General features: G+C 65.5%; 11 protein-coding genes. 9 read left to right on the plus strand and 2 right to left on the minus strand.

What is annotated here, in order from left to right:
- Positions 1-4 precede the first annotated feature (4 nt).
- Together J8I26_RS06835 and J8I26_RS06840 are read right to left on the minus strand one after the other, a co-directional pair.
- Positions 5-691 carry a Fe2+-dependent dioxygenase gene (locus J8I26_RS06835; RefSeq protein ID WP_209605459.1) on the minus strand — a complete coding sequence of 229 codons (687 nt, stop codon included), beginning with the start codon at positions 689-691 and terminating at the stop codon, positions 5-7.
- A 25-nt stretch (positions 692-716) separates the two neighbouring features.
- Entirely contained in the window at positions 717-2945 is a 2229-nt protein-coding gene (locus J8I26_RS06840; protein WP_209605461.1) for a TonB-dependent siderophore receptor, read from the minus strand.
- A gap of 362 nt (positions 2946-3307) precedes the next feature.
- Here J8I26_RS06840 and J8I26_RS06845 point away from each other — a divergent pair, with 362 nt between their 5' ends.
- From J8I26_RS06845 to J8I26_RS06885, 9 genes are all read left to right on the plus strand, one after another.
- Entirely contained in the window at positions 3308-3970 is a 663-nt protein-coding gene (locus tag J8I26_RS06845) for a response regulator transcription factor (protein ID WP_209605463.1), read from the plus strand.
- Between the two features lie 46 nt (positions 3971-4016).
- Positions 4017-5387 carry a sensor histidine kinase gene (locus J8I26_RS06850; RefSeq protein WP_209605465.1) on the plus strand — a complete coding sequence of 457 codons (1371 nt, stop codon included), beginning with the start codon at positions 4017-4019 and terminating at the stop codon, positions 5385-5387.
- Between the two features lie 123 nt (positions 5388-5510).
- Positions 5511-5729, plus strand: a complete 219-nt coding sequence (locus tag J8I26_RS06855; protein WP_079218802.1) for a hypothetical protein — start codon at positions 5511-5513, stop codon at positions 5727-5729.
- Positions 5726-6232 (plus strand): preprotein translocase subunit SecD, encoded by a 507-nt coding sequence (locus J8I26_RS06860; RefSeq protein ID WP_245200164.1) that lies wholly within the window; start codon positions 5726-5728, stop codon positions 6230-6232. Before J8I26_RS06855 ends, J8I26_RS06860 begins: the two co-directional genes overlap by 4 nt.
- 110 nt (positions 6233-6342) lie before the next feature.
- The gene (locus J8I26_RS06865; protein WP_209605467.1) at positions 6343-6996 is read left to right on the plus strand and encodes a DUF1345 domain-containing protein; all 654 of its coding nucleotides are present in this window, start codon (positions 6343-6345) and stop codon (positions 6994-6996) included.
- Positions 6997-7252: 256 nt separating this feature from the next.
- Entirely contained in the window at positions 7253-10759 is a 3507-nt protein-coding gene (locus J8I26_RS06870) for a response regulator (protein ID WP_348635287.1), read from the plus strand.
- Positions 10760-10771: 12 nt separating this feature from the next.
- Entirely contained in the window at positions 10772-11599 is an 828-nt protein-coding gene (locus J8I26_RS06875; RefSeq protein WP_209605471.1) for a CheR family methyltransferase, read from the plus strand.
- Positions 11596-12213, plus strand: coding sequence for a chemotaxis protein CheB (locus J8I26_RS06880; RefSeq protein WP_209605473.1), 618 nt, complete (start codon positions 11596-11598; stop codon positions 12211-12213). The genes J8I26_RS06875 and J8I26_RS06880 overlap by 4 nt, the downstream gene beginning before the upstream one ends.
- A 40-nt stretch (positions 12214-12253) precedes the next feature.
- Positions 12254-13336, plus strand: a complete 1083-nt coding sequence (locus J8I26_RS06885; protein WP_209605475.1) for an ATP-binding protein — start codon at positions 12254-12256, stop codon at positions 13334-13336.
- Positions 13337-13366: the final 30 nt, after the last annotated feature.

Here is a 13366-nt window from a genome sequence, read left to right on the forward strand (position 1 = left end):
CGCATCAGGTATCGCTCCACTGCCGCAGCAGGTTGTGATAACAGCCCACCAGCGTGCGCCGCGCCAGCGCATCGGCGTCGCTCTGGTTCAGGCGCTGGATGGCGTTGTCCATGTCAAACAGCATGTTGCGCCGGCCGTCGTCGCGCACCAGGCTCTGCACCCAGAAGAAACTCGCCACCCGCACGCCGCGCGTTACCGGGGTGACCGTGTGCAGGCTGGTGGCCGGGTACAGCACCAGGTCGCCGGCATCGAGCTTGACGGTGTGCATGCCGTAGGTGTCGTCAATCTGCAGCTCGCCGCCGTCGTACTCCGCGGCGTCCTTCAGGAACAGCGTGGCCGAGACGTCGGTGCGCAGCTTGCGGCCGCTGTGCGGGTGAATGCGCACACTGCCGTCCACATGCGCGCCGAAGGTCATGCCTTCGCCGTAGCGGTTGAACATGGGCGGGTAGATCAGGTTGGGCAGGGCGGCGCTGATGAAGCGCGGATGGCGTTCCAGCGCGCCGACGATGATGCGCTGGCATTGCAGCGCCACGTCGGAGCGTTCGTCGATCTGCTGGTTGAACTTCACCGGCGCGCCCTGGTAACCCGCAGTCACGCGGCCGTCCACCCAAGCGTCGCCGGCATCGTCCAGCAGCCGTCGCACGGCCTTGACCTGTTCATCGTCGAGCAGCTTGGGGATGGTGATCAGCATGGGTGGCGGCTTCCTGTCTTCCTGGTTACATGCGGTAGTTGACCGACAGCATCGCGGTGCGGCCCGAACCCGGGACCGAGCGACCGCCGTCGGACTGGATCAGCGCATCGTAATACATCTTGTTGCTCAGGTTGAACAGGTTCAGGCGGATGTCATAGGCCTTCTGCGTGTAGGCCACGGTGGCATCCCAGCGGGTGTAGCCGCCCACCTGGACGGTATTGGTGGCGTTGGCGTAGCGCTGCGACATGTAGGTCGCGCCGCCGCCGACTTGCCAGTGCGGGGCGACGTCGTAGGTGGTCCAGGTGGTCAGCGTGTGCTTGGGCGTGTTGACCGGAATCTTGCCCAGCGTGCCGTCAACTGCGGAAGCGCCGATCACCTGGGCGTCCAGGTAGGTGTAGTTGGCGGCGACCTGCCACTCGCGGGTGATGCGACCGGTAGCGCCGGCGCGCGCGCCGTTCACGCGCACCGTGCCTTGCAGCTCGTAGACGCCGGTCGAGACCTGGCTGCGCGCGTTCTGCTTGGTGATCTGGAAGGCGGCGGCGTTCAGCGCCAGGCCTTGCGCCACGTCCCACTTGCCGCCGAGCTCATAGGAACGGTTCTTTTCCGGATCCAGGTTCTGCTGGCCGGTGGTGCCGGTCAATTGTTCCAGCGACGGGTTGAACGAGGTGCCGTAGGAGACGTAGTAGGACTGCGCCGCCGTCGGTTGCCAGATCGCGCCGGCGCGCACCGAGAGGAAGTTCACGGTCTGGCTGGCGGAGGCCAGCGCGGTGTTCTTGGCCGCAGCCGGGGTGTTGCCCGAGTTCAGCGAGTTGGTGATGCTGGCGATGTAGCGGTCAAAGCGCAGGCCGCCCACCAGCTTGAACTGCTTGTTCAGCTCCAGCGTGTCGCCGGCGTAGGCGGCGATGGTGTTGGCGCTGCCGCCCTGGCGGTTGCCGGCGACGTCGGCCACGCTGGCGCCGGCGGCGCTGTAGGTCGGACTGACCACGGCGATACAGTCGGCATAGCCCGAGGTCGGGGTGCTGGCGCCGGTCAGGGCGACGCCGTTGCAGCTGCCGTTGCGGTAGTAGTTCTGGTTGTCGTAACCGTCGTGGCCGACTTCAACGCCCACCAGCGCGTCATGCTTGATGCCGCCGGTGCTGAACTTGGCCGAGAGCTCGGTCTGGTTGAAGATGGAGTAATCGTGGATGTCGCGGTCGTGGCTCTGCGCGCGCACGTACAGGCTGGACAGCGGCAGGCTGCTGAAGGGCGTGGTCAGTGCGGTATAGCCTGCGCCGGACACGGTGCCGATGCCTTGCGGCGCGGTCTCGATGGCGTTGGTGTGCACATAATTGAACTGGGTCTGGTTGCGCAGCACGACGTCGGGCGTGATCTTGTGCTTGATGCCTGCGTTGAGCGAGACCACATCCTGGTCGGTGCGGTCGCTGTTCAGGCCGTAGGCGGTGTCGCGGTCGACGCTGACCGGATGGCCGTTCAGCGGAGGCAGGCCGTAGTCGGGCTGGTCGTGGTTATGCTGGATCAGTGCCGACAGCGTGATCTCGGTCGGCGTGCCGATGCCCATCACATAGGAACCGGCCAGGCCGAAGTCCTGCACATTGGTCTGGTTGCGCGTGCTGGCCGCGCCGTTTTGCGCCATCGCCTCGATGCGCATGGCCGAGGTGTCCGACAGCGGGTGGTTGTAGTCGGCGGTGGTGCGCACCAGGCCGTTGGTGGTGACCGAGGCCGAGACTTCGGTAGACTGCTTCAGGTTGGCCTTCTTGGTCACCTGGTTGATGATGCCGCCGGTCGAGCCACGGCCGAACAGCATGGAGGACGGGCCCATCAGGACCTCGATCTCATCCATCGCGAAAGTGTCGCGGTAGTATTGGCCGCGGTCGCGGAAGCCGTCGAGGTAGATGTCGGTGCGCGCCGAGAAGCCGTTGAGGTTGATGTTGTTGCCGATCTGGCCGCCTTCGGCGCCGCCCAGCGTGATACCGGAGACATTGCGCAGCGCGTCCGACAGCGAACCCACGCCTTGCGACTGCATCTGCGCCTTGTTTACTACGGTGACCGACTGCGGCACGTCGTGCAGGTCGGCCGGCAGCTTGGTGATGGCGGTGGTAGTGGCGCCGAAGTCGTCGCGGCGACCCTCGACGGTGACCGGCGCCAACTGGCCGGCAGCGGAGGCATTGTTGGAATCAGCCTGCTGCGCATGCAGCGGCAGGGGAGCGGCGAACGCGGCGACCAGCGCAGCGGCAATCGGAGTGAGACGGTTCATTTCTTATGGTCTTTATGGAGTTGGCGCGGAAGGGGAAACCCTCGCCTGGCGGCGGGGAATTCTCGTGGCTGGCTAATCCGACCTGATGACCGTTTGGCTGGCGAAAGCGGTACGACGGGTGTTGCGATGCTGCAGGCGGCAAATGAGGTGGATTCTCATTCGCATGGTCGGCTAGGCTAAAGGCGTGCGCTGACGAAAGGCTGTCGTTTTGCTGACAAACTGCTGAGTGTGATGAAAATGAAACATTTTCGATCCTGTTCAAGGGCTCTGGGGCAAATCCCGATTTGCAGCATTCTCGGCCCTGCAATACGATGCTCCGGTTCGCAGATGTTTTTGCGCTGTTTTCCTGAACTGAAGTCCCTATGAACGTTCTGCTGGTCGAAGACGACCCGGTGCTTACCGACGGCCTGTCGCGTGTCCTCAATTCCCACGGATTCACCGTGCATACCGTCAACAACGGTCTCGACGCGCTGTCGCAGCGCTTCAACGCCTCGGTGCTGGTGCTCGACATCGGCTTGCCGGGCATCGACGGCTTCGAGGTGCTGCGGCGCATGCGCGCCACCGGCAACAACACGCCGGTGCTGCTGCTGACCGCGCGCGACACCATTCCCGACCGCGTGCACGGCCTGGAGCTGGGCGCCGACGATTACCTGGTCAAGCCCTTCGCCACGCCCGAGCTGGTGGCCCGCATCAAGGCGCTGATCCGTCGCAGCGCGCCGCAGCCGGCGCAACTCTCGGTGGGCGGCCTGTCGCTGGACAACGCCACCAAGCGCGCCGACATCGACGGCCGCAAGATCGAACTCTCGCTGCGCGAATGGACGGTGCTGGAATACCTGATGCAGCACGCGTCGCGCGTGGTGTCCAAACAGCAGATCATCGACGCCGTGCTGCCCTGGGGCGAGGACTTCACCATCAATGCGGTGGAGGTCTACGTCTCGCGCATCCGCCTGAAGATCGCCGATTCGGGCGTAGCCATCCGCACCATCCGCGGCTTCGGCTACATGCTGGAGAAGAGCGAGGGCTGAGGCCCGGGCTCGTCCACGCCGCCCCGACGCATCACTGCCTGCGCGCATGCCTCTTCTCCACACCAGCATCCGGCGCGACCTCCTCAAGTGGCTGATCGCGCCGCTGCTGCTGATCAACCTGGTGGCCGCAGGCATCACCTACTGGCTGGCCTGGCTGCCGGCCCAGCATGCGTTCGACCAGAACCTGATGGATTCCACCTGGGGCCTGTACGCCCAGGTGCGCCATCGCCAGGAGCGCACCACTGCCGAGCTGACCCAGCAGGCCGAGCAGATCCTGCGCAGCAACCATTCCGACACCACCTTCTTCGCGGTGCGCAACACCAGCGGCCAGATCGTGGTGGGCGACAAGGGCTTCCCGCCACTGCCCGACAGCGACGTGTTCGAACGTCCCATCAACTATGACGCCGAGATGCGCGGCGAGCCCGTGCGCATCGCCGCGCTGCAGGTGCGCGTGAAGAACGGCGTGATCTCGGTGGCGGTGGCCGAGACGGTGCGCAAGCGCAACCGCGCGCACTACACAATCCTGCTGTCCTTCCTGGCGCTGGACGGCGTGATCACCTTCGTTTCCATCAGCGCGGTGCTGTTCGCCGTGGGGCGCGGCCTGCGTCCGCTGAAGTCCTTGCAGCGCAATCTTGAGCAGCGCGGCCACGGCAATCTGGGCGCCATCGACGGCAGCGGTTCGCCGGTGGAACTGCAGCCGCTGATCGGCGCCATGAATGAACTGATGAAACGTATCAGCTCGGGTGAGCAGGCCCAGCAGAATTTCCTGGCTGACGTCGCTCACCAGCTGCGCACGCCGCTGACCGGGTTGAAGCTGCAGCTGGAGCTGCTGCACGACAAGCACCAGGATCAGCCCGACACGGCGCGCTCGCTGGAGATGATGAATTCCTCGGTGGAGCGCATGATCCGCCAGAGTCGCCAGCTGCTGGCGCTGGCGCGCTCCGAGCCGGGCCTGTTCGAGCAGCGCAAGCTGGAAGACCTGTCGCTGGACAAGCTGGTGGAAGAGTCGGTGCAGCACTTCATCGAAGAGGCCGACAAGAAGCAGATCGACCTCGGCTTCGACCTGCGCCAGGGGCGCATGCGCGGTGACCGTTTCCTGCTGCGCGACCTGATCGACAACCTGATCGACAACGCGGTGCGCTATTCGCCGCCGCACAGCACCGTCACCGTGCGCTGCCAGGAAGAGGACGGCGCCACGCTGCTGGCGGTGGAGGATTCCGGCCCCGGCATCGCCCCCGAGCATCGCGAACTGATCTTCGACCGCTTCTACCGCGCCAACGACAAGGTGGCCGGCAGCGGCCTGGGCCTGGCCATCGTGCGCGAGATCGCGCACGACCACGGCGCAGTGATCAGCCTCGACTGCGGCGACGAAGGGCAGGGGACGGTATTTACCGTGCGCTTCCCGCTGGCGGCCTGAGACCGGACTTGCCGGGTTGGCCTGATTGGCCCGGCTGCTGAAAATTTCCTTTCGTCAACTTTTCGAACCTCGAGCGCAGCCCTGTGTCCAACCGGTTCCATCCCGATCGACACCGGAGGCAGCATGACGGACAAGGTTTTGCAAAGCGGTACCCATATCGCCCGCTATGACGCGGTCGAGAAGCCTGACCACGCTTTTGAGGCGCAGGTCTTCGTGCGCCTGACGCGCGAACCCGAGGTCGCTGAGACCTATATCCCGGCCGGCATCTTCCCGACCGAGGAAGAAGCCCTGGCCGGCGCCCGCGAGCGCGCCCAGCGCGCCTTGAAGGAGCACGAATTTTGAGCGCCGCAACCCCCGCCTTTGTGACCTCCTCGCTGCGCCGTCGCACCCTGGCGCTGGCAGCAGCCGGCGCCGCCCTGGCGATACTGGCCGGCTGTGCCGGCAGCGGCGCGCTGTCCAAGTCCAGCCCCTTTGAGCTGCGCGGCGCCACCACCGTGCCGACCGAGGGTTGGGTCAAGGCCGAGAGCAGCGATATTCCCGGCAACGTGGTGTACCTGTCTCCGAAGGTGATCGTGACCGGCGCCGACGTGCAGCGCGCCACCGCGCAGAAGGACGCCGCCGGCCGCGCCATTCTGGTCGTCCAGTTTTCGCCCGCCGGCACCGCGCGGCTGACTGCCGGCACCCGTGAGCTGATCGGCCGCCAACTGGCTGCCGTGGTCGAGGGGCGCGTGACCAACATGGCCAGCGTGCAGGAGCCGATGACCGTCAACACCATGGCGTTGACCGGTTTCAAGAGCTTTGACGACGCGACCCGGGTGGCGCATCTGATCTCATCGCCCAGGTAAGTTCAGCGGTTTTCCATCCCCAAGTCAGCGTACGGTCAGGGAGGGCGTGCCGAAGCGTGCTATGTTTCGGCATCCCCTTGCGCCGCATTGCGGCTCCCGCAAAGAACAACATGTCCGTTGCCCGCCACATCGTCCAGGTTCATCCCCGCCTGCTGATTGCCATCGCGGTCGGCCTCGTCGCCGGCCTGATCATTCCCACCGGCTCCTTCGTCACGCATTGCCTGATCGGCTGGAACGCCGGCGTGTGGACGTATCTGCTCACCATCTGGCTGATGATGGTTCGCGCCGACGCCGACGACGCCAAGCGCCTGGCCGAGACCGAGGACGAAAGCGCCCAGCTGGTGCTGTGCATGGTCTGCGTGGCGGCCATCGCCAGCCTGGTGGCGATCCTGCTGGAGCTTGCCGGCAGTCACGGCGATGCCGGCAAGCTGGCGCGCTACGCCTTCACCGGCGCCACCGTGCTCGGTTCCTGGCTGCTGATCGGTACCATCTTCACCTTGCACTATGCGCGCCTGTTCTACGCCGAGGACGACGATCAGCAAGCCCTGCCGCTGCGCTTCGCCGACGGCCGCGCCACACCCGACTACTGGGATTTCCTGTACTTCTCCTTCACCATCAGCGTGGCGGTGCAAACTTCGGACGTGGGCGTGGCCACCCGCGCGCTGAGAAAGGCCGTGCTGGCGCATTCGCTGATCTGCTTCCTCTTCAATGCCGCCATCATCGGCTTGTCCATCAACATCGCCGCCGGCCTGGCGGGAGGCTGAACGCGCGCAAGCGACATGGTCACCATGGACTGTAGTGCGGGTTGAACCGAGCTGTCGCTTTCCGGTCACAGCCGAGGTCGGCCGCGCGATAAAAATGCGTCGCAGCCGGCGCAACAAGGATTAGGCAGCACGCAGCGGCTCCGGCGGCGGAGTTGACAAAGTATAATCAGTGATTTTTGCTGCGTAGCAATGTCAAGGGGAGGGGGACTCGCACCCCCACAGCTCACTTATTACGATTCCAAGAATGGAGCGCGCCGTGCCGGGTTTTTCCAGCCAAGCAGAAGAACACATTGCCACTTTCAAACGCCAGGGTAAGGGCGCTTTCAACGGACCGCCGCTTCCGCCGGGGCCGCTGATCGGTTTCGGCGTCGCCATCCTGGCGCTGATCCTGATCTCGCTCTTCACCTACCAGGCCTCGGTCACCCGCGCCGATGCCGCCCGCGCCGTGTCGCACACTATCGAGGTGCGCGAGCAGCTGCAGGTGCTGGTGTCCACATTGAAGGATGCCGAAACCAGCCAGCGCGGCTACCTGCTGGCCGGCACCGAGACTTATCTGGCGCCCTACAACCAGGCCAAGGCCGCATTACCGGGCGAGTTCGACAAGTTGCGCAGGCTGGTGTCGGACAGCCCGGACCAATTGCAGCGCCTGTCGCAGGTCGAAGGCATCGCCAAGGAAAAGATGGACGAGCTGGCCGAGACCATCACCCTGCGCCGTAACGGTGACGCCGCCGGCGCGCTGGCGATGGTGCAGTCCGACCGCGGCAAGATGGCGATGGATCGCGTACGTGCGGTGGTGCGCGAGATGGAAAGCCAGGAGCGCGACCTGCTGGCCTCGCGCCAGTCCGACTGGCAGGACGCGGTGACCTTCTCCTCCGCCATCACCTGGGGTGGTTCAGGCTTGTTGCTGGTGCTGATCCTGGGCTCGGCGGTGATGACCTCGCGCGACTATCGCAGCCGCGAAAAGCAGGTCTGGATCCGTGCCGGCCAGACCGGCCTGGGCGAACGCCTGCAGGGCGAGCAGCGGCTGGACGTGCTGGGCGACAACACGCTGTCCTTCCTCGCCGGCTACCTCAATGCCCAGGTCGGCGCGATTTACCTGCGCAAGAACGGCGACGACTTCGAGCGCTTCGGCTCCTACGCGCTGGATCGCGCCAGCGGCCCGGCCACGCTGCAGAACGGCGAGGGCCTGCTGGGCCAGGCCGTCAAGCTCAATCGCGCCATGCACGTCAAGCAGGTGCCGGAGGATTACCTGAGCGTGGCCTCCGCCGTCGGCCGGCGCAAGCCGCTGGAGCTGCTGATCGTGCCGGCCGCCTCCGACGGTGTGGTGCAGGCGGTGTTTGAGCTGGGCTTCCTGCGCCATGTGCGCCCGGAGGAAGAAGAATTGCTGGCGCGCCTGTCGGATCAGGTCGCGGTGGCCGTGCGCTCCTCCAAGGATCGCACCCGCCTCGAAGAGCTGCTGGAAGAGACCCAGCGCCAAGCCGAGGAACTGCAGGCGCAGCAGGAAGAGCTGCGCGTGAACAACGAAGAACTGGAAGAGCAGGGCCAGGCGCTGAAGGCCTCGCAGCTGCGCCTGGAGACGCAGCAGGCCGAGCTGGAAGAAACCAACGCCCAGCTGGAAGAGCAGGCCCAGCTGTTGGAAACCCAGAAGGACGATCTCTCCAAGACCCAGGTGGTGCTGGTCGACAAGGCTACCGAGCTGGAGCGGGCCAACCAGTACAAGAGCGAGTTCCTGGCCAACATGAGCCACGAGCTGCGCACCCCGCTGAATTCGACGCTGATCCTGGCCAAGCTCCTGGCCGACAACAAGCAGGGCAACCTGACCGACGAGCAGGTGCGCTTCGCCCAGACCATCTCCTCGGCCGGCAACGACCTGCTGGCGCTGATCAACGACATCCTCGACCTGTCCAAGATGGAGGCCGGCAAGCTGGACATCGTGGCCGAGTCCTTCGCCATCGCCAAGCTGGCCGAGGAGCTCAACGCGGTGTTCTCCGTCACCGCGCAGCAGAAGGGCCTGGGCTTCAAGGTGCAGCTGGAGCCGGGCCTGCCGGTGCGCATGGAAACCGATATGCAGCGCCTGGGCCAGATCCTGAAGAACCTGCTGTCCAACGCCATCAAGTTCACCGAAAAGGGCGAGGTGACGCTGTCGGTGCACACCGCCGCCGACGGTCGCGTGGCGTTCTCGGTGCGCGACACCGGCATCGGCATCGGCGAGGACCAACATCAGTTCATCTTCGAAGCGTTCCGCCAGGCCGACGGCAGCACCCATCGCAAATACGGCGGCACCGGCCTGGGCCTGTCGATCTCGCGCGACCTGGCGCGTCTCTTGGGCGGCGACATCCGCGTGCAGAGCCGTCCGGGCGAGGGCAGCATCTTCACGCTGACGCTGCCGCAGATTTATGCGGCCGAGCGCGTCGTGGCGCGCCCCGAGCTGGCGCCGCTGCCGGCATCGGTGTCGGCGCTGCAGGCGGCACAGGCCGCCACTGCGCCCGATGTGCGCGTGGCGCCGTCCCAGTCGGGGGCGCAGCGCCTGCAGGACATCGCCATTGACGACGACCGCAATCGCCTCGACGTTTCCTCGCGCCTGATCCTGGTGATCGAGGACGACAGCTCGTTCGCGCTGATCCTGCGCGACCTCGCGCACGAGATGGGCTTCCAGTGCGTGATCACCCATTCCGCTAACGAAGGCGTGGCCGCGGCCGAGATGTATCGCCCCAGCGCCATCCTGCTGGACATGAACCTGCCGGACTTCTCGGGCCTGGGTGTGCTGGACCAGATCAAGCGCAATCCCAAGACCCGCCACATCCCGGTGCACGTGGTGTCGGTGGCCGACTACTCGCACGAGGCGCTGGAGCGCGGCGCCATCGGCTACGCCCTGAAGCCGGTGCAGCGTGAAGAACTGATGGGCGCGATCCGCAAGCTGGAAGCCAAGTTCCTGCAGGACCTGCGCCACGTGCTGGTGGTTGAGGACGATGTTCGCCAGCTCGACAGCATCCGCCAGCTGCTGGGCGGCCAGAACATCAACATCGTCGGCGTGCACACCGCCGGCGACGCGCTCAAGCAATTGCAGCAGACCACCTTCGACTGCATGGTGATGGACCTGAACCTGCCCGACCTGTCCGGCTACCAGTTGCTGGAGAAGATGGCCGAGCAGGAGCACGTGGCCTTCCCGCCGGTGATCGTCTATACCGGCCGCTCGCTGTCGGCGGAGGAGGAGCAGAACCTGCGCCGCTTCTCGCGCTCCATCATCATCAAGGACGCGCGTTCGCCCGAGCGCCTGCTGGACGAGGTGACGCTGTTCCTGCACCAGGTGGAAACTACGCTGCCGCCGGAGAGCCAGCGCCTGCTGAAGGTCGCGCGCGACCGCGAGACGGTGTTCGAAGGACGCCGCATCCTGGTGGTGGAAGACGACGTGCGCAACATCTTCGCGCTGTCCTCGGTGCTGGAGCCCAAGGGCATGAAGCTGGAGATCGCCCGCAACGGCCGCGAGGCGCTCGAAGCGCTGGCGCGCAGTCAGGAGGCGGGCAAGCCGGCCATCGACCTGGTGCTGATGGACATCATGATGCCCGAGATGGACGGCATGACCGCCATGCGCGAGATCCGCAAGAAGCCTGAATGGAAGCGCCTGCCCATCATCGCCCTGACCGCCAAGGCGATGAAGGACGACCAGGAGAAATGCCTGGCCGCCGGCGCCAATGACTACATCGCCAAGCCGCTGGACGTCGAGAAGCTGCTCTCGCTGGTGCGGGTGTGGATGCCCAAATAAGCCGCGTTTGCCATGACCACCAAACACTTCGACATCGAGATGCAGCTGCTGCTTGATGCGATCTACCTCAAGTATCACTGCGACTTCCGCGGCTACGCCGGCGCGTCGCTGAAGCGCCGCCTGGCCACCGCCATGGGGCGCTTCGGCTGCGCCACGCTGTCGCAGCTGCAGGACAAGGTGCTGCACGATCCGACCGTGTTCCCGGCGTTGATGGATTACCTGACGGTGCAGGTCAGCGAGATGTTCCGCGACCCGACCTATTTCCGCTCGCTGCGCGAGAAGGTGGTGCCGCTGCTGCGCACCTATCCGTCGCTGAAGATCTGGGTGGCCGGCTGCAGCGGCGGCGAGGAGGTCTACTCGCTGGCCATCCTGCTGCGTGAGGAGGGCCTCTTGGAACGCAGCCTGATCTACGCCACCGACATCAACCAGGCGGCGCTGAAGAAGGCCGAGGCCGGCGTCTACGAGCTGGATCGAATCGCCGGCTTTACCAGTAACCACCAGAAGTCCGGGGCCACCACGTCGCTTTCCGATTACTATACGGCTGCATACGGTGCGGCCGTGTTCGACAAATCGCTGCGCAAGCACATCGTGTTCTCCGACCACAGCCTGGCCACCGACAGCGTGTTCGCGGAGATGCACCTGGTGTCCTGCCGCAACGTGCTGATCTATTTCAATCGCCAGCTGCAGGAACGGGCGCTGGGATTGTTCCGCGATTCTCTGTGCCGCAAGGGTTTCCTGGGTTTGGGTTCGAAGGAGTCGCTGCGCTTTTCCGAGCATGCCGGCGCCTTCGATGAACTGGTGCGGGAAGACCGCATCTTCCAGAAGAAGGGCGACCTGTGAGCGCGCCTGTCTTTCCGGAACTGGCCGGCCGCGCCTTTGACGCGGTGGTGATTGGCGCCTCCGCCGGCGGCGTGGAAGCGCTGTCGGAAATCCTGCCGGCATTGCAGGCAGGCGCTACGCTGGCCACCATGGTGGTGCTGCACATCCCGCGCGAGCGGCCCAGCCTGTTGGCCGAGATCTTTGCCGCCAAGTGCGTACAGCCGGTGCGCGAGGCGCAGGACAAGGAGCCGGTGCTGGCCGGCACGATCTATTTCGCCGCGCCCGATTACCATCTGCTGGTGGATGCGTCGGAGCAGGGGCCGCTGCTGGCCATGTCCAATGATGAGGCGGTGAATTTTTCGCGGCCCGCCATCGACGTGCTGTTCGAGTCGGCTGCCGACATCTACGGCGCGCGCCTCCTGGGCGTGGTGCTGACCGGCGGCAATCAGGACGGCGCTGCCGGCCTGCAGGCGATCCGCGCCGCAGGCGGCGTCACGGTGGTGCAGGATCCGCAACAGGCCCAGGCCCCCTATATGCCTGAACAGGCATTGGCGGCCGGGAATATCGATTACGTGCTGACGCTCGGGCAGATCGCCGATCTGTTGCGTACCTTGGGCGTTCAGGGAGAAAGGTAAGCTGGTGAATAACAATCAGAACTCAGCGGATCTGCCAAAGGTGAAATTCCTGCTGGTGGACGATCTCGACGAAAACCTCCTCGCGCTGTCGGCGTTGCTGCAGCGTGACGACGTCGAGCTGCTGCAGGCGCGCTCCGGTTTCGAGGCGCTGGAGCTGCTGCTGGTGCATGACGTGGCGCTGGCTTTCGTCGACGTGCAGATGCCGGACATGGACGGCTTCGAGCTGGCCGAGCTGATCCGCGGCAGCGAGCGTACCCGCAACATCCCGCTGATCTTCGTGACGGCCGGCACGCGCGATGAGCATCGCCTGTTCAAGGGCTACGAGACCGGCGCGGTGGACTTCCTCTACAAGCCGATCGAGCCGCACATCCTGCGCAACAAGGCCGAGGTGTTCTTCCAGCTGTATCGCCAGAAGCAGCAGCTGGCGCTGGAGCTGCGCGAGCGCACCGAAACCCTGCGCCTGAACGAGATGTTCGTGGCCATCCTCGGCCACGACCTGCGCAACCCCTTGGGCGCGGTGCTGATGGCGGCCACGCTGCTGCAGCGAACCTATCGCGAAGAAGTGGCGCAAAAGGCCACGCAGCAGATCATCAACAGCAGCAAGCGCATGGCCAAGCTGATCGAGAACATGCTGGACCTGGCGCGCGCGCGCCTGGCCGGCGGCATCGCGGTGGCGCGCGACAGCGCTCGCCTGGGCGAAGTGGTCGAGCGGGTGGTGCAGGAATACCAGGCGACCTACCCGGAGCGCGTGATTGAACGCAAGATCCAGGGCGAAGACGCCGGCCACTGGGACGCCGAGCGCCTGGCGCAGGTGGCCGCCAACCTGCTGGGCAACGCCTTGCAGCACGGCGCGCCGGGGCGTCCGGTGCGCATCGGCATCGACGGCCGGGAAGAGCAGCAGCTGGTGCTGACGGTGGCCAACGAAGGCGTGATCCCGGCGCAGCTGTTGCCCAGCATCTTCGACCCGTTCCGCGGCGGCGAGCGCGAGATCGGGCGCAAGGATGGATTGGGACTCGGGCTGTATATCGCCCAGCAGATCGTGGCTGCGCACGGCGGCGAGATCGAGGTGACGTCCGGCGAGCAGACGCAGACGGTGTTCACGGTCAGGATCCCGCGCCGCTGAACGGCGGGCCGGACGAAGGCGAAAGAGCGG

This window comes from Herbaspirillum sp. LeCh32-8 (genome assembly GCF_017814915.1).
Lineage (GTDB): Bacteria > Pseudomonadota > Gammaproteobacteria > Burkholderiales > Burkholderiaceae_D > Herbaspirillum.